A 22,362-nucleotide genomic window follows, 5' to 3' on the forward strand; every position below is an offset into this window, starting at 1 on the left:
GGAATTGTGAAACGATTGTGGAGAATCTGTGTTCTAATTATTATAGATTTATAAACTGAAGATTAACAAATGCCGTCTGGACGGAATGGATGTTTGCGGATATAATGGACATGATAAAATAAAACAGGAACGAATCAGGACAGGAGTAAAGGAACTTGGGACAGCCAGATAGTTTGGAACAGCCGGCAAAGGTAATCGGCATCATTGCCGAATATAACCCGTTTCACGGCGGACATAAATTTCAAATAGAAGAAGCAAAAAAACGGACCGGCACAGACTGGTGCGTGGCTGCCATGAGCGGCGATTTTGTACAGAGGGGGGAGCCTGCGGTCTACAGCAAATATCTGCGCACCAGAATGGCCCTTTCCTGCGGCGCGGATCTGGTGGTGGAGCTTCCCTCCGCCTTTGCGGTCAGCAGCGCGGAGGATTTTGCCGCCTGCGGCGTGGCCCTGCTCACAGGACTGGGGGCAGTGGATGTCCTGTGCTTTGGCAGTGAGGACGGGGATATCCGCAGGATTCGGACGGCTGCCGGTATCCTGGCGCAGGAAGGCGGGGACTTTTCCTCACTTCTAAGCATTGGACTGCGAAGCGGCCTCAGCTGGCCCCAGGCCCGCAGCCAGGCCCTGCTTAAGATGGCGGACAAAGATAAGGATTTTCCTCTGAAGAGAGAAGAAATGGACAAACTCCTGGGCTCCCCCAACAATCTCCTGGGAATCGAGTACTGCAAGGCCATCCTGCGCCAGAACAGTCCGCTTATTCCGTTCACCATCCGCCGCCGGGGACAGGGATACCACGACAATGGGCTGGAGGGCGGACAGGCTTCAGCCTCAGCCATCCGGCGGACACTTAAAGCCGGGGTGCCATCCGGGGAAGCGGGCCTGTTTCCATATGCAAAACTGACGCCTGAGGCCATGACGCACATTCCTCCGGAAATCCGGCCCCTGTACGGCCGGGAGCCTGTCCTGGAGGCCAACGATTTGTCAGAGATACTGAACTTCTGCCTCCTGTCCCTGAAGCGGGAAGGAACGGATTATACGCAATACGGGGATATGTCGGCGGAAATGGCGCGCCGGCTGGATCACTGCCTTCTCAAACAGGTCAGCTGGGAAGGCCGTATCGAACAGCTTAAGACACGCCAGTATACCTATACCCGGCTCAGCCGCGCCCTTCTTCACATGGTCCTCGGCCTGACCGATGCCAGGGTACAGTCCTACAAAGAGGCCGGCCGTGCCCCCTACGCCAGAATCCTGGGGTTCAGGAAAGAGTCTCAGGAACTGCTGGCCCTGGTAAAGCAGAAAACCGCCATTCCCTTGATTACCAAGACTGCCGACGCCCCCCGCATTCTCACCGGAACAGCCCTGGACATGTTTTCACAGGACATCTACGCCTCCCATATCCGTCAGACCCTGCTCTCAAAAAAGCTGGAACAGCCGGTTCGGAATGAATATAACCATCCAATCTGTATTTTATAAGATAAAAGGCAAAATGACAGGCCCCCCGGATGCAATGCCCGGATGGGGACCTGTCATTTTATTTTCATATATATCTGCTAATACCAGCTGTCTTTAGTTTTTCCCCCGGACTCCCAAAGCTCCGGAGCCAGGAGCTCCACCACGGCGGGCTTCACATGCAGGAAATCAGCCAGCTCCCGTATCTGGAGGCCATTGTCCCGTTTCTTCCCCTGACGCACAGCCCGAATCAATATATTCTTTGGCGTATGCTCCATATCTATAAATTCCAGTATCTGGGTTCTGTATCCCCTGTATTCCAAAACCTGGGCACGGATGGCATCCGTGTAAAGGGCTGCCATGCGCTCTTTTATCAGGCCGTATTGGAGTACCGGCCGTAGAAGGCTGTTTTCCATCTGCCCGTTGAGCTCATGCTGGCAGCAGGGAACCGATAAAATGACCCTGGCCCCCCAGTTTACCGCCTTTTCCAGGGCATAATCCGTGGCCAGGTCACAGGCGTGGAGGGTGACCACCATGTCCACCTTCTCCACTCCCTCAAAGGAGGCAATGTCCCCATGACAAAAGGAAAGTCCCTCATATCCATATTGGCGTCCAAGGCGGCTGCAATGCTCTATGACATCCTCCTTAAGGTCCAGGCCGACAATCCGCACCGGATATCCCTTCAGTTCCTTCAGATAATAATACATGGCAAAGGTGAGGTATGATTTGCCGCATCCAAAATCAATAATGGTGGACTCCCGGTCCTGGTCCAGGTTGGGAAGGATATCTTCTATAAACTCCAGGAAACGGTTTATCTGCCTGTATTTGTCATAGCGGCTGTTCACCACCCTGCCCTCTTTTGTCATGACGCCCAAATCCACCAGAAAGGGAACAGGAATTCCCTCCTCCAGGATATAATGCTTCTTCCGGTTGTGGGACAGCAAAGCAGCGCGTTCCGGTTCCCGGGAAGCCGGGTTTCCGGCAGGCAAAATCCTGGCCGGCCGCGGACTCTGCTTCACCTTCACAGTCACCTTTCCCTTCCTGCTCACCAGAATAAGGGCATTTCCAAGACCGGATGCAATCTCCGCCTGGCGGAAGGATCCGTCCAGAAGCCCAGTGACATAATCTGCCGCCTCATCCCGGTCCAGATTGCGGTGAAATGCCTGCTTTCCCGCCTGTTCCTCCGCCTGGAATACCAGCCTGCCCTTCATGAGCAGAGGCCGGATTCTGGACCTGGAGATTTTGCCGCTGTCCGTGGGATTGCTCATGAGAATCCGCTCCAGAGATTCATTTAAAAACAGATCCAGCGCCTGTTTGATTTCTTTACATTCTTCCTGATTCATGTCCAGCTCCTAATCCAGAAGTTTCTTTGCAAGGGCGGTGAGCTGGCTTAATGACTCGATGGTGCCAACCGGCCGCTCTGCCCTGCCAAAACCATATGCCGCGTGTACAAAGGGAATCCCGGCCGCGCCGGCCGCTTCCTCATCCATATGGGTATCACCTACATAAAAGCAGCGTTCCAGATGGTTTCTCTGCACCACCATGCGGATATTATCTCCCTTTGGAAGTCCGGTATTGCCGTAGCACTCAATATCACGGACGTATTCCCGGAGGCCGCAGCTCTCCAGCAGCACCTCAATATATCCGCTCTGGCAGTTGCTGACAATGTACAGGCCATACTGGCGGCTGAGGCACGCCATGATCTCCCTGGTCTCCGGATACAGGACTCCCGGATGTGACAGCAGGTAATGGTTCTCATAGGTCATGCACTCCTCCATCACCTTCCTGCACTCCTCCTGGGACAGCCCCGGAAACAGCGTCTTTCCAATATCCATCATGGTCTTTCCCATATTGTCATACATATCCCGGGCCGTGATCCTGACTCCCAGATGAGGGTAACGGGCCAGCACCTCATTCCAGGATTCAGCCACCTGGGCCGCCGAATCCCACAGCGTACCGTCCACGTCAAACAATATCCCTTTATTCATACCCACTACCATTCCTTTCCCATCCATATTCGCAGGCTTTGGCTCTGAAGCCATACAGCACTTGTGCACCCCTAATTTTCAGCACTGACCCATCCCTTTCGCAGCAAATCGGGATAGGGCTCCAGATGGGCATAATCGTTGAACCGCTCCAGTGTAAAACGGCCGGATGCCCCATCCCAGTTAAGCTCCGTAATGCTGCAATTTTCCAGGTTCTTACCGAGGATTCTCCATTTGTTCATGGGGATTCCCAGGCAGTGGGCTGTCACGGAACGGATAACGCCTCCGTGGGTCACCACGGCAATGCGCTCATAACCGCTTTCTGTCATCTCCCTGAACACAGGTTCGGCGCGCCGGACCACATCCCCGGCGCATTCCCCGCCCGGATAGGGCAGATCCTCCTCCATAAGGGCCTGCTGCGCCTTGAAATCCCTGTACTTCACCGCGATGTCCCGGTCTTCCATGCCTTCCATATGGCCAAAGGATATCTCCCTCAGCTCGGGCCGTATGATATGCTCTACATTCCAGTAGAGATTGGCTGCCTGAGCCGTTTCCACGGCCCGCAGCAGATTGCTGGAATACACCACCTGTATATTTTCATGAAACAGGCGCTCTCCTAAGAGAGACGCCTGCCTGTATCCTTCTTCACTTAAATCCACATCCACGTTGCACAGCTTGCTGCACTGCCTGCCGTGGCGTATCAAAAAAATCTTCATCTGACTGACCTCCATCCGTCTGCCTTAGCCCGGATAACCTTAATTCTTAAAGCTGTGGATTGGCGCCGGAATTCTTCCGCCCCTGGTAACAAACCGCCTGCAGGAGAATGTGTTTACAGGCATAACAGGCGCATAGCCAAGCAAACCGCCGAACTCAGCCGTCTCCCCCACCTTCTTTCCCACCACGGGAATCAGACGTACCGCAGTCGTTTTCTGGTTCACCATTCCGATGGCTGCCTCGTCCGCAATGATGCCTGCAATGGTGCTGGAGGGTGTGTCTCCCGGTATGGCAATCATATCCAGGCCAACGGAACAAACGCAGGTCATGGCTTCCAGCTTCTCAATGGTGAGGGCTCCCATGCTGACCGCGTCGATCATTCCCTGGTCCTCACTGACCGGGATAAATGCGCCGCTTAAACCGCCCACATAGGATGAGGCCATGACGCCGCCCTTCTTCACCTGGTCGTTGAGCATGGCAAGGGCTGCCGTAGTTCCGGGCGCGCCCACGCGCTCCAGTCCTATCTCTTCCAGTATCTCAGCAACACTGTCTCCCACCGAAGGAGTGGGGGCCAGGGACAAATCAATGATTCCAAAGGGAATGCCCATGCGCTTGGAAGCCTCCTGCGCCACCAGCTGTCCCACGCGGGTAATCTTAAACGCGGTCTTTTTGATGGTTTCACAGAGCACCTCAAAGTTGGCATCCCTCACCTTTGCCAGGGCAACCTTCACAACGCCCGGACCGCTTACGCCAACATTGATGATGGCTTCGGACTCCGTGACGCCGTGGAAGGCGCCTGCCATAAACGGGTTGTCGTCAGGGGCATTGCAGAATACCACCAGCTTGGCACAGCCGAGGGAATCATGGTCCCTGGTGGCTTCGGCTGTCTCAGTCACGATTCTTCCCATCAGTTCCACCGCGTCCATGTCAATGCCTGTCTTGGTGGAGCCTACATTGACGGAACTGCATACGCGCTCTGTCTGGGACAGCGCCTGGGGAATGGAGAGAATCAGGTTCTTGTCAGCCCTGGTCATGCCCTTGCTCACAAGGGCGGAATAGCCGCCGATGAAGTTTACGCCCACTTCCTTTGCAGCCAGGTCAAGGGTCTTGGCTATGGTGACGAAATCCTCCGGGCGCTTGCAGGCAGAACCACCCACCAGCGCAATGGGGGTGACGGAGATACGCTTGTTGACAATGGGAATACCGAAATCAGCCTCTATATCCTGGCCCGTGGAAACCAGGTCCTTTGCCAGAGTCGTGATTTTCTTATAAATCTTTTCATTGAGAGCCTCAAGATTGCTGTCCACACAGTCCAGAAGGCTGATGCCCAGGGTAATGGTACGCACATCCAGCTTCTCATGTTCAATCATGTTGTAGGTCTCATTTACCTCGTACATATTTACGTTAATCATAGTTCTTTCGTCCCTTTCTTCTGAAATTACAGGCCCGCCCTATCCTCTGGGGATGCCGTTAGATACGGTGCATCTTCAGGAAAATTTCTTCCCGCTGAATCTTCACGCTCACACCGATTTCCTCTCCGACCTGTTCCAGTTCCTGGGCGACTTCGCCAAAGGACTTGGTTATGTTCTCCACGTCCACAACCATCATCATGTTGAAAAATCCCTTTACAATGGTCTGGGTGATATCCAGTATATTAATCTGGTTCTCAGCCAGGTATGTACATACGCCTGCAATGATTCCTACCCTGTCTTTCCCTACTACTGTAATGATTGCCTTATTCATCTTCATTCTCCTCACGCTTTTGTTTTATTGAAATCCGGTGAACGGATATCCATACGTTTTACAGATATATGATTTCACTCATGCAGTCCCTGCTGGCCACGGAAATGGAAAAGTCAGAAGCTCCGTAAGGGCAGTCTCCCTCGTCAATCTCCAGCCGTACGGTCTCGTAGGCCAGCTCCTCGTAATTGTTCTCCTTGCTGAGATGTCCCAAAAGAATTTTTTTCAGTCTGTCGTGAAGGACGCAGTTTAAAAGCCTGCCCGCATTTTCATTGGACAGATGGCCGTGGTCCCCTAAGATCCTTCGTTTCAGGTAATAGGGATAAGGTCCTGTCTCCAGCATCCTGACATCGTGGTTGGATTCCAGGAGCAGGGCGTCCAGCCCCTGAAGATGGTCTATGATATACTGGTCAAAATGTCCCATATCCGTGGCCACAGCCACGGACTTCTCCCCGTTTTGTACGCGGTATGCCACCGGATTCGCTGCGTCGTGGTCAATCTTAAAGGGCTTCACGGTCAAATCGCCTACCATGAAATCCAAATCCGGGCATACCGGAGTCAGAAGCCCTTTATCAAATTTGCCCAGGCTGCCTGCGGCCGCAATCTCATCCAGGGTTTCCCGGGTCCCGTAAATGGGAATCTCATACTTGCGCGACAGCACTCCCAGTCCCTTGATGTGGTCCGAATGCTCATGGGTAATGAGAATCCCGTTTACATCGTTTCCCGTAAGTCCTATCTCATTTAACCCCTGCTGAATCCGCTTGTTGCTGATCCCCGCATCCACCAGCAGGTGGGTGCTGTCAGAACCTATGTAAATACAGTTGCCGCTGCTTCCGCTGGCAATACTTACCATTCTCATGTTTTACAGTCCTTTTGTCTTATTTATTGCATTCTGATTTTGTTCTTCAGGAGTCTGCGGATCTGTTTTCTTGTGTCCTCCACAGAGCCGTTGTTGTCGATAACCGCATCAGAAAACTCCCTGAATCCGGCCTCCGGCGCCTGGCTGTCCATAATGCTTTCCGTTTTCTCCTGTGTGTAACCGCGGCTCTCTCTGAGACGCTCCATGCGGTTCTCCCTCGATGTATAAACATACCACATTTCCCCGCAGTTGTCACGGAATTCTTTTGAGGGAATGGCCGCCTCTATGACCACCAGAGGTTCAGGGCAGGCAAGCGCCTCCCCAAAGGCCGTATTCCATACCAGGGGATGAGTCAGGCGGTCCACCTGGACGCGTTTATCAGGGCAGCCAAAGATTACCTGGGCCATGGCAGGACGGTTGATGGTTCCGTCCTCATTCAGTATGGACGGCCCCAGGAAGTCCACCACAGCCCGGTAGCTCTCCTGCCCTGGCTGCATCAAATCCTTTGCCACCTGATCCGCCTGGATGACACGGAAGCCATACTCCTCCTTCAGTATCTCCAGCACCCGGCTCTTGCCGGACCCCACGCCGCCTGTGATTCCCAATATGAACTTACCGCCTGCGGGGAATGCATTTCTTATATTTTCCATATCCTGCCGCTGCCCCTTTTGATGTCTTTATTTTCCGTGCTTTGTGCTTTGATCTCTTCCTAACTTTCCTACTTGGCGTCAAACCAGGATTTTCCCACTTCCGCCTCCACTTCCAGTGAAACCCTTAAATCCGCGGCATGCTTCATCTTGTCGGTCAGAATCTCCTTAACCGCCTCAATCTCATCCCGGGCCGTCTCAATCAGAAGCTCATCGTGAATCTGAAGGACGATTCTGGATTTTAGGCCGCGCTTTTTCAGCTCCCTGTCCACTGCAATCATGGCTATCTTCATGACGTCTGCTGCGGTTCCCTGAATCGGTGAGTTCATGGCCACGCGCTCTCCGAACTGACGCTGCATAAAGTTGGCGGACTTAAGCTCAGGAATGGGCCGCCTCCTGCCGTACAGGGTCGTCACGTAGCCCTGTTCCTTGCCCTGCTTGACCAGTCCGTCCAGGAATGTCTTAACCCCCGGATAGGTCTCAAAATATTTGTCAATATACTCCACCGCCTCCTTGCGGGAGATGCTGAGTCCCTCGCTGAGTCCAAAGGCGCTGATGCCGTATACAATTCCAAAGTTCACCGCCTTTGCGTTGCGGCGCTGGAGGGGAGTCACTTCATCAAGGGGTACATGGAATACCTGGGAAGCGGTGATGGCATGGATGTCCTGGGCGGAACGATATGCTTCGATCAGCCTCTCATCCCCTGACATGTGCGCCAGGATGCGCAGTTCAATCTGGGAATAATCCGCGTCCACGAACACACAGCCTTCCTTTGGAACAAATACCTTGCGTATTTCCCTGCCCAGGGCCATGCGCACAGGGATATTCTGAAGGTTTGGCTCCGTGCTGCTGATGCGCCCCGTGGCCGTGATGGTCTGGTTGAATTTGCCGTGAATCCTTCCGTCCTCACCGATGTAGGCTGCCAGGCCTTCCGCATAGGTGGAATTCAGCTTTGTCAGCTGGCGGTAGTCCAGGATTTTCTGGACCACCGGATAATCAGGCGCCAGCTTTTCCAGTACATCCGCTGCCGTGGAATAACCGGTCTTTGTCTTTTTGCCTCCCGGAAGCTCCATCTGTTCAAAGAGAATCTCTCCCAGCTGCTTGGGGGAATTGATATTGAATTCATGCCCTGTCTCCTGGTAAATTTCCTGTTCCAGCTTGGCGATTCCCACCTTAAGCCTGTCCCCATATTCCTTTAGCTCAGCCCGTTCCACCTTCACGCCCTCCTGCTCCATATGGAAAAGGCTGTAAATCAGGGGCATCTCTATATCTGTATACAGGCTGTACATTCCCGTATCCTTTAACTGGCCTGCCAGGGGTGCAGCGGCCTTCCACGCGGTATATCCCATGTAGCATACACAGTCTACGGCATTCTTCTCTCCCCTCCACAGGGCATCTCCCAGATCCTCCTTGGCCAGCAGGTCCGCCCTGGAGGGCACGGTAAGCCCCAGATAATCCCTGGCCAGATCGTCGTAGGCATAGGTATCCTTAAGAGGATTCAAAAGATATCCGGCCACTCCCGCGTCATACACAGGATCCGTATCCTTAAGTTCCAGGTACGCAAGCATGGATTTTAAATCCAGGGCCCAGAGCTCTCTGACGCCTGGGTTATCCTGGCCCTGGCTATTCTGTGCCTGGTTATCCTGTTCCTGATTTCTCCCGCACAGCGCCCTGAGCTGTTCCAGAAGATACTCGCCGGTAATCTGCTCTCCTGCCGCCAGACAGTAAATATCCTCCTCGCCCAGGCACAGGGCCAGGCCTGTCACGGGATTCAGCCCGGATCTGGCCTTTTTTCCTGCTTTTACTTCCCCGTTCTCGTCAAAGCTGAAGGACAGCTGCTCTGCTGTCTCCTTTAAAGCCCCGTCCCTGCCAAGTATGAGCTGGAAGCCAGCCAGCCCGGTCTCTGCTGCCCTGCTGAATATTTTATCCGCTGTCTTTATATCCTTCACAAGGGTAAAATGGGTTTTTATATCAGGCGCGGCTGCTTCCTGGGCAGCGGTTTTATCAAAACGGGCCAGGATGGACTTGAATTCCAGACGCTTCATATACTGGTAAGCCTCCGGGGTATACAGGTCCTCAATCCGGGCGTCCTCATAATTAAATTCCACAGGACAGTCCGTACAGATGGCCGCCAGCTTCCTGCTCATCTGAGCCATGTCATAATGCTCCTCCAGAGCCTTCTTAGCCCTGGGGGGCCTAATCTCCTCCAGATGGGCATAGGCGTTCTCTATGGATTTGTACTGGGCGATGATGCTGGTTGCTGTCTTTTCCCCGATGGAAGGCACCCCCGGTATATTGTCGGAGGCATCCCCCATAAGGGCCTTCACATCAATGAATTCCTCCGGCGTCACCTGATACTCCCGCAGCACATCCTCCGGGAAATAGTCCTTGATCTCGGTCACACCCCTGCTGGTCCTGGGAATCCGTATCTTGATGTGCTCATCAGCCAGCTGCAGAAGGTCCCTGTCACCCGATACCACGGATACCTGGATACCCTTGGCCTGACACCGCTTTGCCACGGTTCCCAGTATATCATCCGCCTCAAACCCCTTAAGGGTCATGATAGGAATTCCCATGGCCTTCAGCACATCCTTCATCACAGGAACCTGCTCATGAAGCTCCTGGGGCATGGGCTTTCTCGTGCCCTTATAGGCGTCATACATCTCATGCCGGAAGGTAGGCTCTTTTAAATCAAAAGCAACGGCTGCGTGGTCCGCCTTTTCCTCCTCCAATATCTTCAGCATGATATTTAAAAAACCGTACACTGCGTTGGTATGCAGACCCTCCGAATTCGTAAGGTCCGGTACCCCGTAAAATGCCCGGTTCATAATACTGTGTCCATCAATCAAAACCAATTTGTCCATTAATATGAGTTCCTTTCTGTCTCTGTCACCACATCCTGAACTGAAGCACCAGCACGGCCAGCACGGCCCAGAAGCACAGAGTGTTCACCGCATAGCGGGCTGTTTCCAGGATTCCCAGGGTGTGCACCCTCTGCCGGGACAGCTCCAGAGCTGTCTCCAGGGCTCCCTTGATGTTATAGGTGCCTGTTTCCTGGTCCAGCTGGCGGATACCCACGTCCACTGTGAAGTAAATCTCCAGCTCTTCCCGGCATTCCTCGCAGGTCTCGATGTGTTTTAAGAATTCTTTCAGTTCCTCGTCCGTAATGCTGCCGTTGATATACGGCATCACCAGACGCTCCGCTTCCCTGCAGGTCACAGCCAGCACCTCCTGTCTATCATTTTAATCCAATTCTTCTTACATCATACAATAAATCAGCTTACTTTTCAATGAAAGATTAGGACTCCCATCCCCCCATCCTCCGGTTCCGGACAGACTACCCCTTCCTGTATTCCCTGGGAGATACGCCTGTCAGCCGCCGGAACACATCCCCGAAATAATTGCCGTCCGAGAACCCGCAGGCCATGGCCACACCGGTCACAGAAAGGTCTGTATTGCGCAGCATATCAGATGCTTTCTGCACGCGGATGTAGTTCAGATACTCCTTGAAGCAAAGGCCGGTGGAGCTTTTGAATTTCTTAGAAAAGTAGGTGGGGCTCATATTGGCAAATGCAGCCACCTGCCCCAGCGTCACCCCTTCCTGGTAATGCTGGTTCATATATCTGGCCGCACGCACCATGGCCTCCTCTGCCTCCTCCAGCGCGTGTCCTTCCCTCCGGGCCTCCTGGCAGCGGCCCAATACCACCAGAATCTGGTGCAGGAGGCTGCAAAGCTGTATCTGGCAGTAGCTGTCGCCCTGCTTTTCCTCATCCTGCATCTGAGCCAGCAGTTCCTCTATCTTAGGGCGGAATTCTGAAGGAATGGTGCGTTTGGGCTGTGAAAAGATATGGCCAAAGGCCTCCCTCCCGCAAAGGCTTAAAAAGGAGGTGACCGTGTCCCTGGAGAAATAGATGCCGAAGCGCTCAGCCTCCCAGCTTGGCTCATACAGGGCCTTGTGGACCTCAAGAGGCGGAATGATGGTCATGTCACCCGGTTCCAGGTAATAGATGTCCTGGTTGATGAACATTTTACACTTTCCTGATAACAGATAATAAATCTCATAGTAAGAATGATAATGAGGCCGCTTCATCACAAAGCTGGAGGACCTTCTGATACGACTGACCTGAACGCTTTTATCCTTTAGAATCATGGTATTGCTCATATGCGGTCTTTCTCCTTCCATTTCTCTTTCATAGCCGGAGCGTTATGGCAAAAAAACTGTAATTTTTAGAAAAAATCCCATAAAATCCGTATTATTCCATCTGTTTTTGTTATACCATAAAGCCAACCAAAGGTAAACAAGGAATCAGACAAGGAAATGGAGGAATGACCATGGCTGAAATGACCATGATATCCATGGCTGTAATGGCTGCCACACAAAAAAGCCGCTCCTTTTTGGAAGCAGCAGCCGGGCGTAAGGACCTGTATCTGGAGGAAGGCCTTCTGGAAGAAGGAACTTTGGAGATAGGAACTCTGGGGATAGGCACTCTGGAGAAAGCAGACGTCATATATCTTCCGGATTACAGCAGTCTGGATTTCCGGCAGGTGCGCAAACTTCTGAAGGCAGGAAAACACGTCCTGTTCGGAACCATGGGAGCTGCAGATGCCGGCAGCCTGAAGGCGCTGGCACAGACAGCCGATGAACATGGCGCAGTGCTGTTGGATCACATCCACCTTGCATTTAATCCATGTATGGCATCATTAAAGACAGCGCTGACATGCCTGGGGCCCATTGGGCGGATTCGTCTCCATTCCTGTGAGTATGCCTTCTGCTGTGAGGGGTTACGCATTTCTCCTGTCCGTCCCCCCGCCTGCGTTCCGCCGGGAGGCGCATTGTTTCAGAGGGGCGCCGACTGCCTCTATCCCCTTGTGCATCTCTTCGGCATACCGGAACAGATGGATGCCCAGATGGTGCTCACGGAACATGGAATGGACGCAGCCGGCACTGTCAGGGGATATCTGGGCACCGCCCGAGTGGAGATAGTCTATTCCAAGATATCAGGAAGCCATGTACCAAGTCTGATAGAGGGAGAAAGGGGGAGCCTGTTAATACGTGATTTACGGAATTTAAAGGAAGTGACATATAAAAACCGGTCCGGAGATAAAGATCAACTGGTTTCCTTTTCCGATGAAGCCTGCCGCGCCAGGGAACTGGACCGCTGTATGGCGTTCATAAAGGGAAAATGCAGCTGGCAGCGTCAGCTTGCATCCTCCATACAGACACTTCAGATGATGGATGAAATCAGGGGACATCGGAATTTGTCTGCGGAATATACCGTTTCCTCCCATGGCACCTATGCCTCCGCCATTTAAACAAGCCTCCGCCTTTGTCTGTCAGAAAAAGGCCGGACGCAAAAGACCCACACAGAATCACTTCTGCATGGGTCTTTTTTTGTCTCATGTGCCGTCAATCTGACACGTATAGATGCCGGCAGCGGGACTTGAACCCGCACGCGGTTACCCGCAACAGATTTTGAGTCTGCATCGTCTGCCATTCCGACACGCCGGCTTACAACGCTGATTATTTTATCACAGGATACATATTTTGGCAAGTGTTTTTTCAAAACCTTTGCCATTTTTCCATTCCGGTACTATAATAAAGCAGATAATGAAATAAAGAAATAGAATAACAGAAAAGGCAGGGTACTCTTTCATGGCTGTGAACTACTTCAAAAAAATCGGGGCGCGCCGGCTGCTCATCATGATTATGGGAAATGTATTTCTTGGAATGGGAATCAGTATATTCAAGCTGTCCGGCCTGGGCAACGACCCTTTCAGCGGTATGGTCATGGCCCTGGCCAATATACTGGGCTTCAGCTACGCCTCTTTTTTGCTGGTCATTAACGGCGGACTCTTTATCTTTGAACTGGCCGCAGGCCGCAGACTCATAGGAATCGGCACCCTGGTAAATGCATTTCTTCTGGGATATATCGTCACCTTTTTTAATGGTTTATGGCCCCTGCTGTTTCCTGTGCCGGACACCATGCTCCTGCGCGTGGTCACCGTGCTTGTCGGCGTCATTGTCACCAGTTTCGGCGTGTCCCTGTACCAGACCCCCAATGCAGGGGTTACGCCTTATGACAGTATTTCCCTGATTACTGCAAAGAGCCGCCCTCTTATCCCCTACTTCTGGCACCGGATAGCCACGGATGCAGTTTGCGCCGTCATATGCTTCCTGGCAGGAGGAATCATTGGCCTGGGCACCCTGGTGTCAGCCTTCGGCCTGGGCCCCATTGTCCATTTCTTCAATGTCCAAGTGGCCGGACGGCTGGTAAAAGACTGTTAAGGCAGGTATCTGCCCGCCCAAAACAGTCCCTCCGGCCCTTCCCTTACCTGATTGCCTGCTGGCCGCTGGCCTTATATATTTCATACCATTCATAGTGCTCCAGACGGATGTCCAGGGCCTTAATGGCCGTATCCAGCCTGTCCAGCCTGTTGCTTCCTGAAATAGGAACTGCCCCTGCCGGATGATACATAATCCATGCGTATATGATGGCAGACGGGTCTGCGTCATGCTTCTCGGCAATCCTTTTTATGGTTTTCATAGCCGCAGCGCACAGGCTGTCGTTGGGATCAAACATTCTCCCCCCTGCCAGAGGCGACCATATCATGGGATGGATTCCGGACGCAGTCAGGTCATCCATCATTCCGGAATTAAAATGTTCAAAGCATACAGGGTTCCACTCAATCTGGTTCGTTACCAGCTGTCCGTTGACAGCTCTGTTAAGACCGTTGAATTTATGAGGATCAAAGTTGGAGACGCCCATTTCCCCTATTTTTCCTTCCTTCTTAAGCTCTGTCAGTGCCTTTGCAGTTGATTCAAAATCAATGCAGGGATCCTCACGGTGAATCAGATACAGGTCCAGATGGTCTGTATGAAGCCGCTTCAGGCTCTCCTCACAGGACTGTTTTACCCTGTCGTATCTTGTGTCATAATATCCAAATCCGCCCTCTTTGAAAATACCGGTTTTCGATACCAGCTGGATTTTGTTTCGAATGGCGCGATCCTGTTCAAAGGCCTGCCCCATCAGCGTCTCACAGAGCGTGCCTCCGTAGATTTCCGCCGTGTCAAAGGTGGTGACTCCCCTATCAATACATTCATTCATGAATCGGGCCAGTTCTTCTGCAGACCATTTCCAGCTGTCCAGCCTCCAGAATCCCTGAACCACGGCTGACAATGACAGCCCTTCCGACAATTTAACTTTTTTCACGTTAATCCTCCTTAATTAAGAATTTTTTCTCATATCCAGGGCCACTGCACTGCATATGATAAGTCCCTTTACAATCAACTGCCAGTTGGAATTAACTCCTATGTAGGCAAGTCCATAGCTGATAAAAGTAAATATCAGCACACCGATGATGACGCCGGATACCTTTCCCACTCCTCCGCTCAGAGATACGCCTCCCACCACACAGGAGGATATGGCATCAAATTCATACGCGTTTCCATAAGCCGAGTTGGCGCCTCCGGTCCTGGCCACTTCCAGGATACCTGCCAGCCCTACAAACATGGATTCGATGATAAATACAGTGATGATCACCTTGCTGACATTTATACCGGATACCTTGGCCGCTTCCGGATTGCCGCCCACGATATAAATGTTCTTCCCAAACACAGTCTTGTTGAGCAGAAACCAAACGCCGACAATGGCAATGACGGCGATGACCACTAAAAAGGAAATCTGGCCAAATACCTTAAAGCTGCTGAGCACAGTCAAGTCATTCCTTATGCCTCCGATGGGCTGGGAATTGTTCGGCTTCTTTGCAAAGTACAGACAGTTAATGCCGTAGACAATGGTGCTCATGCCGAATGTGGCGATAAAAGGCGCCATCTTTAGCTTTGCAATCATAAAGCCGTTGACAGCTCCTATCACAGCAACCAGAGCCAGGGTCATGATGACGGGAATGATAATGGGAAGTTCAGGCAGGCCAGGCCAGAACTTGTTGGAATAGTCCGCCATCTGGGACAGGGATGCCACCATAACGGCTGCCAGGCCCACCTGGCGGCCGCCGGAAAGGTCTGTTCCTCCTAAGAGCAGAGCGAACATCAGCCCCAATGCACATATCATTTTAACGGCAGACTGGGTCAGTATGTCTGTCAATACTCTTATTTGCAGAAAAGAAGGTTCGATTATGATAATTCCTATAATCATGAATACCAGCACGATGATAAGAGCTTTATCCATCATGATATTCTTTATGTCTTTTGCTGTCAACTCCTTTATTTTCATACTGACACTCCTTCTTTCGTTTTATCTTCAAATTGGGTGGCGTACTTCATCACCTCAACCTGGGTAGCCTCCGTTTTGCCAAGGATACCTGTCTGCTTTCCGGCGCACATAATCATGATACGATCCGACATTCCCAACAACTCCGGCATCTCAGAGGAAACCATAATGATCGCCTTTCCCTTTTTCACTAAATCCTGCATGATTCGGTATATCTCATATTTAGCGCCCACATCCACTCCCCTGGTGGGTTCGTCCAGCATAATGACATCACAGTTTGCCAGCAGCCATCTGCCAATCAGCACCTTCTGCTGATTCCCTCCCGACAGGTTCTTGATAAGCGTTTTTGTCCCGGCCATGCGGACATCCAGATCCGTGCACACCTTGTCAACGCTGGGGAACAGTTTTTTCGTATGGATGTATCCGAAAACATTGCCTGTCAGTTTCTTATAGGCAACCGTCAGGGCGTTGTCCCAGACTGACAGCATGGGAATGATTCCCGTTGCCCTGCGCTCTTCTGTCAGAAGGGCGAAGCCGTTGCGTATGGCATCCTGGGGTGAATGGTTGACCACTGTTTTTCCATTGACAGTCAGTTCCCCGCTTACAATTCTTCGCAGGCCGAATATGGCTTCTATGAGCTCTGTCCTCTGTGCCCCCACCAGTCCGCCTATGCCCAGTATCTCCCCCTTATGAAGGTCGAAGGACACGTTTTTAAAGGATCGCGGGTCTGCACTGGTAAAGTTCTTTACCTGCAGCATCACCTCATCTGTTCTTGCGTCCTCGCACAAAGGAAATCGCTCGTTCATCTTTCTTCCCACCATTTGGCCTATCAGCTGGTCTATGGTAATGTCCTTTATATCCCATGTGCCTATGTACTGGCCGTCCCGCATCACTGTTATCTCGTCCGCTATCTCAAATATCTCCTCCAGCTTGTGGGATATATAGATAATAGAGCGCCCTTCCTTTCTAAGCTTGTCAATGATTTTAAAAAGATGCTGTGTCTCTGCCACAGTCAGTGAGGAGGTCGGCTCGTCCATAATGATAATTTTTGCATTATATGAGACAGCCTTTGCTATCTCAATTGCCTGCATCTGTGAAACGGAGAGGTTCTTTGCAAAGGTTGTCACGTCTATATCAAAATCCAAATCCCGAAGCAGGTTCCTGGTCTTTTCCATCATCTGGTTTTCATCCACCACAATGCCTTTTGTCTGGAACCTGCCCGCCCATATATTGTCCACCACATTCCTGTAAGGAACCGGATTCAGCTCCTGGTGAATCATGGAAATGCCGTTTTTCAGCGCATCATTGGGATCTTTGATATCCATGACCCGGCCATCAATTTCAATGGTACCGCTGTCCGGATGATACAGGCCGAACAGACACTTCATCAAAGTGGATTTGCCGGCCCCGTTCTCGCCGATTAATGCATGTACACTTCCAGGCTTCACCGCAAGCTTAATATTGTCAAGGGCTTTTACTCCGGGGAAGGATTTAGACATATTTGCTATCTTCAGTCTGTATTCTTCCATCTGCATCCTCCAGATTCCTTATTCGGATTGGGCCACTGCCAGCATGTCCTCCAGGGTTGCGCTTAAATTGCTTTCATCAACAATCACATACGGTACCCATACATATTTTCCGTCAACCGTACAGTTCACGCCTACCACGTCCTCTGTGATTTCCGTTCCTGCATGTACTGCCTTTATCACATTGATGATGGCGTCAGACTGGCTCTTCCTGTCATTCAGCACAGTGCCCAAAAGGGAACCTGCCTTCATTGCCTCCAGGGCGTCGATATTAGCATCAATTCCCACGATGGGAACAAACTTCTCAGCATCCCCTGAGTTATAGCCATTGTTGATGCAGGCCTGCACCGCGCCCATAGCCATGGAGTCGTTGTTGCAGAGGACACCTTCAATCCCGTCGATTCCGTAAGCGGTAATCCACGCATTCATTTTATCCAGTGCCTGGGCCTGGTCCCAGTTGGCGGTATCGCAGGCAAGAATCTCATATTCGATTCCGTTCTTTTCCAGGGTCTCTTTATACGCATCTGTGCGAAGTGTCACATCCTGCTGGCCGATTTCTCCCTGAAGAATGACCAGAGAAAGTTTTCCGTCCCCGTTTTTATCTGCAATATCTTTATTGTCATTCCAGTAGTTAATCAGTGCCTGGGCGCACATTTCGCCTGACTGTTTGGCCTGGGCGCCTACATACCAGATGTTTTCGTAGCGGTTCATGGTATCTTCCATCGGCTCCATATTGAAGAATACAGCCGGCACGCCGTCAGCATCGCATTTCTTCATCATGTTCTCAATGCTCTCCCTGTCAGGCGCGCATATGGCAACCACATCCGTCTTTTTGCTCAGGGCCACCTCTAATTTGGAATTGGCCGTGGATACGTCATTTGCCGCGTCCTGCATATCCAGGGTGATACCGCCCGACTTTTCAGCCTCGTTCTGCATAATGATGCGGAATCCGCTCTGGAACTGGTCGTCAAAGGCCCTCCAGATAACAGTGGCCTTCATCTCTGCCTGGGCCTCTCCCTGCTGGGCGGCACTCTCTGAATTTCCGGCTGATTCACTGCCTGCCGGAACTGCCGGCTTTGTCTCCCCCAGACCGCCGGAGCAGGCTGTTAATGTACCCATCATCACGGCTGCTGTCAACCCACATACGAATCTGTTCATGCTTTTTTTCATAAGTCATCTTCTCCTTTTTGATATATTAATCCATCAGTGCAAATTCTCTCATCTTTCCCTTAATAAACTCCCTTGCGCAGGCCTGTGAATTGACAAACATGCCTGTATTATACTTAAAGTCCGGCTTCTGCTTCATATCCTCAAAGGAATTGGCAACCGCTATCAATACATCTGTGGCAATATTGATTTTTCTGATTCCGTTCCTGATTGCTTCCTGTACCTGCTCCTTAGGTGTTCCCGAACCGCCGTGAAGCACAATGGGAACATCCACCACATCATGTATCTTTTTAAGCCGTTCAATGTTCAGATGGGGAGCCGCCACATATACGCCGTGCTGCGTCCCGATGCTGACAGCGATACAGTCAATGCCTGTGCGCTCCACAAATTCCTTTGCCTGGTCCGGGTCTGTCTGGGCAGATTCAGGGTCGCCTTCCACCTTAAAGTTTCCTTCTTCTCCCACCAGCTTGCCTAATTCCCCTTCCACCGTGATTCCGTAGCAGTGGGCATAATCAGCCACCTTTTTGGTCAGCGCCACATTCTCCTCAAAGGGAAGGGATGAGCCATCTATCATGACGGAGGAATATCCGGCCTGTATGGCCTGTACGCATTCCTCATATGTACGGCAGTGGTCCAGATGAAGCGCAACAGGAACTTTGCAGTCAGCTGCCTTCATGGCTCTTTTAACCGTATCCACAGTCCCCTCAAAACCGCCCATCAAATCGCAGCAGTCCGTACCTGTGATAAAGATGACCGGAATATCCAACTCTGTACCTGCCTCAATTGCTGCCAATGCAGTTTCATAGGATACAGTCACATATGCGCCATAGGCAATGTTCCTCTCCTCAGCCATCTCCAAAATGTCTTTCATCGGTGATAATTTCATAAGTCTTCTTCTCCTTTTATTTTAGTTTTTTATGGTGATTGTATATGTACAACTCGTCTTCATAGGGCAGTATACCGCCCGCCGCCCCCATATGCTGGACACTGTGGGAAGCAACTGAGCCTGCTAATCCAGCACTTTCAAAAAATGAAAGCCCGTTGACCAGGCCGGCCATCAGCCCGGCCATAAAGGAATCACCTGCCCCCGTGGTGTCCACGGCCCTGATCCCTCTCGGGCATTCTATATACCGCTCCCTGATAAAATCTGTGGCATAGCATCCCTTTGAACCAAGCTTGATTCCAAAATAGGCAAGTCCCATGGGCTTAAAGGCGCTGCTGATGTCCGGTATCTCCCGGCATCCGGTTATGGCCAATGCTTCCTCATAGCTTGGGAAAAAAACATCTGTATAGGGCAGAACCTCCTTAAACATATCCATCCAGCAGCTGCAGACAGACCTCTGGTTAATAGCCGCATCCATGACCGTCATCCTGCCATGTGCCTTGGCCCGCCTCAGGATTCTGGCAAGTCCGCCCTGGTTCATCCGGTTAAAGCTGCAAGCAGAACCAATGTATACAATATCCGCATTCTCAACAGCCTTCTCCGGCAGGTCACTGTCATCCACCTCGTCAAAAATCGTCACATCTGACAGGAAATGCCTCTCTCCATTTTCCTCAATCAGTGCAAAACTGGATGCCGTCGCATGGACCGGGTCTGTTACCACATGTGAAACATCCATTCCCAGCTTCCTGCATTGGTCCAGAACAAACCTTCCATTCAGGTCATCTCCCACCCGTCCCGCCATGGTGACAGGAATGCCCAGACGTGATAATGCGATAGCTGTATTGAGAGCGTCCCCGCCGCAGGCCTGTATCGGTTTTTCTATCATGGTGCAGTCCCTGCTTAAGGCATCCCGGTCCACCGGCCTTAACAAAGTATCGCACACCATCATTCCAAAACTAAGCACCACCTTTTAAACCACCCCTCCTTCATCCATATGTCCGTACATACATATAATTGCACAATGATGTATATTTGTCAAGTAGTTGTGGTAAAATTATAATAAAATGTTATTTTTTCAAATTTTCCCTTGCATTTTTCACAACATGCTTTACAATATAATTGATGTTTTGTTTGTACATACATATGTATCTAACTTGAAAGGATTTTAAATTATGACCATGTTCACCAAAGAAATAAATAAAGATGTGCCCATCCCCCTTTATTACCAGCTGAAAAATATCATCAAAACAGATATTGAGAACGGCACTTTAAAGACCGGGGATACTATTCCCACTGAAATGGAAATCATGAGCCACTACAACATAAGCCGCTTTACGGTGCGCCAGGCCATCTCCGAGCTGGTAAATGAAGGTTACCTGCTGCGGAAAACCAGCAAAGGCACCTTTGTCACAGAGCCTAATAAAAAAACAAGCTTCATCAAGTCCTTTGAACCATTCCACCAGCAAATCCAGGAGCTGGGCAAGACCCCGCATACGGAACTGTTGGACATGTCCGTCATGAAACCGGATGATCGGATCAGGGAACTTCTGCGTCTTGGTACCAATGACAAGGTTATCTCCCTGTTCAGACGGCGTTTTGCGGATGCAACGCCTGTGGTGACAATCCAGAACTATCTTCCCTACAACCTCTGTCATTTTGTGCTGAGCCATGACTTTAAGGATGTTTCACTGTACAATCTCTTCATGTCACGGCCGGAAACCTGCATTGACAATACCCGAACCATTGTTTCCGCCGAAACAGCCACTCCCGAGGATGTTAAGCTGCTGGAGGTAAAGCCCGGCAGTCCCATGCTTTGCTTTAATAATATTTCCACCACCAGCGACGGTACCATAATTGACTATGCCTATGCCCATTACCGTGGGGATATGAACAAGTTTGAAATCAACGAAAGCCCCAAATAACCCATCTGCAGCATTCTTCTGCCCTTTTACCATCTAAAAACAGCGGGACCGGATTACACTTGATCCGGTCCCGCTGCTGCGGTTCACCTGTTAACTTTTCCCAAACACAGAAGCAGTCTTAATATCCAGTTTCCTGCACCACTCCTTAAGCACTTCCTCCCTGCAGCAGGATGCGGAAAAATCCTCCAGCTCAAAATCCAGGGGTATGTCGGTCTTAATGGTGGCCAGCTCCTTAGACAGCCTGGCTGCGGCTTCCCCGCACAGTTCCCCTTCCTCCCCTGTCTTGGTCAAAGATTTGTAGGGGGAACGGCTGATTCCCAGGCAGTTTTTCCAGAAGTCCTGCAGCTCCTTAAGCTGCTTCTTATCCTGCTCCGCCTCATGTATCACCTCATAAATATGTTCCACGGTGCCGTATTCTCCCAGCAAAAGCGGTGCTGCGCTGGCAACGCCGCGGACTCCCGGGATATTGTCCGAGGTATCGCCCTGGATTCCCTTCAGGTCCGTAATCTGCCTGGGCCACACTCCTTCCTCGGAATACACCGTCTCAGCCGTAAACTCAAAGGTCTTTTCCGGCAGGTTCACCGATGCCTTATCCAGGCCGTAAAGCCCGTAATACTTGTCGCAGAGCTCCTCCGCCTTTTCCTGCCTGGCCTGGACCATCCAGGCCCTTACATTATACTCATCGCTCACAAGCTGAAGGTAATCATGGTCCTTGGTCATCACCACCATGGGCACCTGCTCCCTGAATTTATAGACCAGGCTTCCCGCATAGTCATCCGCCTCATACCGGTCGCTGTAGAGCACCTTAAAACCTGCTTCCTCCAGAATCCGCTCCATCAGTACGAACTGCTGCTTAAGTGGCTCCGGTGTCCTGCTTCTGGTCCCCTTATAATCAGGATACAGCTCCCTGCGGAAGGTATCCCTTGTCTTGTCAAACACAAATGCCACATAGGCCGGCTGCTGCTTTTTCAGCAGGGAAACCACGGCCTTCAGCACCCCCATGATGCCGTTGGTATAGGTCCCGTCCGATGCGTGGAGGATTTTCCCGTAATGCTTTTCCTTTTCCTCGTCCGTCTTGGCGAACATGATTTCCCTGGGTAACACTGCATAGTAACAGGTTGACAGCAGGGATGAGCCGTCAACAATCACGAATTTTCTTTCTGACATTCTGATTCCATCTCTTTCTTTCGTATTCTGTCATTGTGCGGGCCATTATGCTTACCTGCGGTGATGCCTGTCCCAG

Annotated in this window: 21 protein-coding genes and 1 tRNA gene; 4 read left to right on the forward strand and 18 right to left on the reverse strand. The window is 51.3% G+C overall.

What is annotated here, in order from left to right:
* The first annotated feature begins 155 nt into the window (after window positions 1-155).
* Complete coding sequence (locus CGC65_RS15655) at window positions 156-1,472, forward strand: tRNA(Met) cytidine acetate ligase (protein ID WP_002564330.1); 1,317 nt, start codon at window positions 156-158, stop codon at window positions 1,470-1,472.
* Between the two features lie 77 nt (window positions 1,473-1,549).
* Here CGC65_RS15655 and CGC65_RS15660 read toward each other — a convergent pair whose 3' ends face one another.
* The 10 genes from CGC65_RS15660 to CGC65_RS15705 form a co-directional block, all read right to left on the reverse strand.
* Window positions 1,550-2,791: a class I SAM-dependent methyltransferase gene (locus CGC65_RS15660; RefSeq protein ID WP_007036821.1), complete on the reverse strand. Its 1,242-nt coding sequence runs from the start codon at window positions 2,789-2,791 to the stop codon at window positions 1,550-1,552.
* Window positions 2,792-2,800: 9 nt separating this feature from the next.
* A complete protein-coding gene (locus tag CGC65_RS15665; RefSeq protein WP_002564332.1) occupies window positions 2,801-3,436 on the reverse strand; it encodes an HAD family hydrolase in 636 nt (211 codons plus the stop codon).
* 71 nt (window positions 3,437-3,507) lie between these two features.
* Window positions 3,508-4,149, reverse strand: coding sequence for a histidine phosphatase family protein (locus tag CGC65_RS15670; RefSeq protein ID WP_002564333.1), 642 nt, complete (start codon window positions 4,147-4,149; stop codon window positions 3,508-3,510).
* Window positions 4,150-4,188: 39 nt separating this feature from the next.
* The gene (locus CGC65_RS15675) at window positions 4,189-5,559 is read right to left on the reverse strand and encodes a PFL family protein (protein ID WP_002564334.1); all 1,371 of its coding nucleotides are present in this window, start codon (window positions 5,557-5,559) and stop codon (window positions 4,189-4,191) included.
* 58 nt (window positions 5,560-5,617) lie between these two features.
* Window positions 5,618-5,890 (reverse strand): ACT domain-containing protein, encoded by a 273-nt coding sequence (locus tag CGC65_RS15680; RefSeq protein WP_002564335.1) that lies wholly within the window; start codon window positions 5,888-5,890, stop codon window positions 5,618-5,620.
* A 58-nt stretch (window positions 5,891-5,948) separates the two neighbouring features.
* The gene (locus tag CGC65_RS15685) at window positions 5,949-6,746 is read right to left on the reverse strand and encodes an MBL fold metallo-hydrolase (RefSeq protein WP_002564336.1); all 798 of its coding nucleotides are present in this window, start codon (window positions 6,744-6,746) and stop codon (window positions 5,949-5,951) included.
* Window positions 6,747-6,769: 23 nt separating this feature from the next.
* Complete coding sequence (coaE, locus tag CGC65_RS15690) at window positions 6,770-7,396, reverse strand: dephospho-CoA kinase (protein WP_002564337.1); 627 nt, start codon at window positions 7,394-7,396, stop codon at window positions 6,770-6,772.
* 68 nt (window positions 7,397-7,464) lie between these two features.
* A complete protein-coding gene (gene polA, locus CGC65_RS15695; protein WP_002564338.1) occupies window positions 7,465-10,257 on the reverse strand; it encodes a DNA polymerase I in 2,793 nt (930 codons plus the stop codon).
* A 25-nt stretch (window positions 10,258-10,282) separates the two neighbouring features.
* Entirely contained in the window at window positions 10,283-10,612 is a 330-nt protein-coding gene (locus CGC65_RS15700; protein ID WP_002564339.1) for an anti-sigma factor family protein, read from the reverse strand.
* 118 nt (window positions 10,613-10,730) lie between these two features.
* Entirely contained in the window at window positions 10,731-11,555 is an 825-nt protein-coding gene (locus CGC65_RS15705) for an AraC family transcriptional regulator (protein ID WP_002564340.1), read from the reverse strand.
* A 170-nt stretch (window positions 11,556-11,725) separates the two neighbouring features.
* On the opposite strand from CGC65_RS15705, the gene CGC65_RS15710 reads away from it, so the two are divergent.
* Window positions 11,726-12,706, forward strand: a complete 981-nt coding sequence (locus CGC65_RS15710; protein ID WP_002564341.1) for a Gfo/Idh/MocA family oxidoreductase — start codon at window positions 11,726-11,728, stop codon at window positions 12,704-12,706.
* A gap of 113 nt (window positions 12,707-12,819) precedes the next feature.
* Here CGC65_RS15710 and CGC65_RS15715 read toward each other — a convergent pair.
* Window positions 12,820-12,902, reverse strand: a tRNA-Leu gene (locus CGC65_RS15715).
* A 144-nt stretch (window positions 12,903-13,046) separates the two neighbouring features.
* Here CGC65_RS15715 and CGC65_RS15720 point away from each other — a divergent pair.
* Window positions 13,047-13,679, forward strand: a complete 633-nt coding sequence (locus CGC65_RS15720; protein WP_002564342.1) for a YczE/YyaS/YitT family protein — start codon at window positions 13,047-13,049, stop codon at window positions 13,677-13,679.
* Window positions 13,680-13,722: 43 nt separating this feature from the next.
* On the opposite strand, the gene CGC65_RS15725 is transcribed toward CGC65_RS15720, so the two are convergent.
* The 6 genes from CGC65_RS15725 to CGC65_RS15750 are packed head-to-tail and all read right to left on the reverse strand — an operon-like array spanning window position 13,723 to window position 20,164.
* Window positions 13,723-14,604 (reverse strand): aldo/keto reductase, encoded by an 882-nt coding sequence (locus CGC65_RS15725; protein WP_002564343.1) that lies wholly within the window; start codon window positions 14,602-14,604, stop codon window positions 13,723-13,725.
* A 15-nt stretch (window positions 14,605-14,619) separates the two neighbouring features.
* Window positions 14,620-15,624, reverse strand: coding sequence for an ABC transporter permease subunit (locus tag CGC65_RS15730; protein WP_002564344.1), 1,005 nt, complete (start codon window positions 15,622-15,624; stop codon window positions 14,620-14,622).
* On the reverse strand, window positions 15,621-17,150 hold the full coding sequence (locus CGC65_RS15735) for a sugar ABC transporter ATP-binding protein (RefSeq protein WP_002564345.1): 1,530 nt from the start codon (window positions 17,148-17,150) through the stop codon (window positions 15,621-15,623). The genes CGC65_RS15730 and CGC65_RS15735 overlap by 4 nt, the downstream gene beginning before the upstream one ends.
* A gap of 18 nt (window positions 17,151-17,168) precedes the next feature.
* Window positions 17,169-18,317 carry a galactose ABC transporter substrate-binding protein gene (locus CGC65_RS15740; protein WP_002564346.1) on the reverse strand — a complete coding sequence of 383 codons (1,149 nt, stop codon included), beginning with the start codon at window positions 18,315-18,317 and terminating at the stop codon, window positions 17,169-17,171.
* A gap of 25 nt (window positions 18,318-18,342) precedes the next feature.
* A complete protein-coding gene (locus tag CGC65_RS15745) occupies window positions 18,343-19,200 on the reverse strand; it encodes a class II fructose-bisphosphate aldolase (RefSeq protein ID WP_002564347.1) in 858 nt (285 codons plus the stop codon).
* Window positions 19,201-19,216: 16 nt separating this feature from the next.
* Window positions 19,217-20,164, reverse strand: coding sequence for a carbohydrate kinase family protein (locus CGC65_RS15750; RefSeq protein ID WP_002564348.1), 948 nt, complete (start codon window positions 20,162-20,164; stop codon window positions 19,217-19,219).
* Between the two features lie 205 nt (window positions 20,165-20,369).
* Here CGC65_RS15750 and CGC65_RS15755 point away from each other — a divergent pair, with 205 nt between their 5' ends.
* The gene (locus CGC65_RS15755; protein WP_002564349.1) at window positions 20,370-21,119 is read left to right on the forward strand and encodes a GntR family transcriptional regulator; all 750 of its coding nucleotides are present in this window, start codon (window positions 20,370-20,372) and stop codon (window positions 21,117-21,119) included.
* Window positions 21,120-21,209: 90 nt separating this feature from the next.
* Here the strand turns inward: CGC65_RS15755 and CGC65_RS15760 are convergent, their stop codons facing one another.
* A complete protein-coding gene (locus CGC65_RS15760) occupies window positions 21,210-22,286 on the reverse strand; it encodes a 5'-3' exonuclease (RefSeq protein WP_002564350.1) in 1,077 nt (358 codons plus the stop codon).
* Window positions 22,287-22,362: the final 76 nt, after the last annotated feature.

The organism is Enterocloster bolteae (assembly GCF_002234575.2).
Taxonomy (GTDB): Bacteria; Bacillota; Clostridia; order Lachnospirales; family Lachnospiraceae; genus Enterocloster; species Enterocloster bolteae.

Excerpts from the sequence above, each read along its gene's own strand:
- CGC65_RS15720 (WP_002564342.1), top strand. The coding sequence starts at position 13,047 with ATGGCTGTGAACTACTTCAAAAAAATCGGGGCGCGCCGGCTGCTCATC.
- CGC65_RS15745 (WP_002564347.1), bottom strand. The coding sequence starts at position 19,200 with ATGAAATTATCACCGATGAAAGACATTTTGGAGATGGCTGAGGAGAGG.
- polA (WP_002564338.1), bottom strand. The coding sequence starts at position 10,257 with ATGGACAAATTGGTTTTGATTGATGGACACAGTATTATGAACCGGGCA.
- coaE (WP_002564337.1), bottom strand. The coding sequence starts at position 7,396 with ATGGAAAATATAAGAAATGCATTCCCCGCAGGCGGTAAGTTCATATTG.
- CGC65_RS15665 (WP_002564332.1), bottom strand. The coding sequence starts at position 3,436 with ATGAATAAAGGGATATTGTTTGACGTGGACGGTACGCTGTGGGATTCG.
- CGC65_RS15670 (WP_002564333.1), bottom strand. The coding sequence starts at position 4,149 with ATGAAGATTTTTTTGATACGCCACGGCAGGCAGTGCAGCAAGCTGTGC.
- CGC65_RS15730 (WP_002564344.1), bottom strand. The coding sequence starts at position 15,624 with ATGAAAATAAAGGAGTTGACAGCAAAAGACATAAAGAATATCATGATG.
- CGC65_RS15760 (WP_002564350.1), bottom strand. The coding sequence starts at position 22,286 with ATGTCAGAAAGAAAATTCGTGATTGTTGACGGCTCATCCCTGCTGTCA.
- CGC65_RS15685 (WP_002564336.1), bottom strand. The coding sequence starts at position 6,746 with ATGAGAATGGTAAGTATTGCCAGCGGAAGCAGCGGCAACTGTATTTAC.
- CGC65_RS15705 (WP_002564340.1), bottom strand. The coding sequence starts at position 11,555 with ATGAGCAATACCATGATTCTAAAGGATAAAAGCGTTCAGGTCAGTCGT.
- CGC65_RS15660 (WP_007036821.1), bottom strand. The coding sequence starts at position 2,791 with ATGAATCAGGAAGAATGTAAAGAAATCAAACAGGCGCTGGATCTGTTT.
- CGC65_RS15735 (WP_002564345.1), bottom strand. The coding sequence starts at position 17,150 with ATGGAAGAATACAGACTGAAGATAGCAAATATGTCTAAATCCTTCCCC.
- CGC65_RS15710 (WP_002564341.1), top strand. The coding sequence starts at position 11,726 with ATGGCTGAAATGACCATGATATCCATGGCTGTAATGGCTGCCACACAA.
- CGC65_RS15740 (WP_002564346.1), bottom strand. The coding sequence starts at position 18,317 with ATGAAAAAAAGCATGAACAGATTCGTATGTGGGTTGACAGCAGCCGTG.
- CGC65_RS15755 (WP_002564349.1), top strand. The coding sequence starts at position 20,370 with ATGACCATGTTCACCAAAGAAATAAATAAAGATGTGCCCATCCCCCTT.
- CGC65_RS15680 (WP_002564335.1), bottom strand. The coding sequence starts at position 5,890 with ATGAATAAGGCAATCATTACAGTAGTAGGGAAAGACAGGGTAGGAATC.
- CGC65_RS15675 (WP_002564334.1), bottom strand. The coding sequence starts at position 5,559 with ATGATTAACGTAAATATGTACGAGGTAAATGAGACCTACAACATGATT.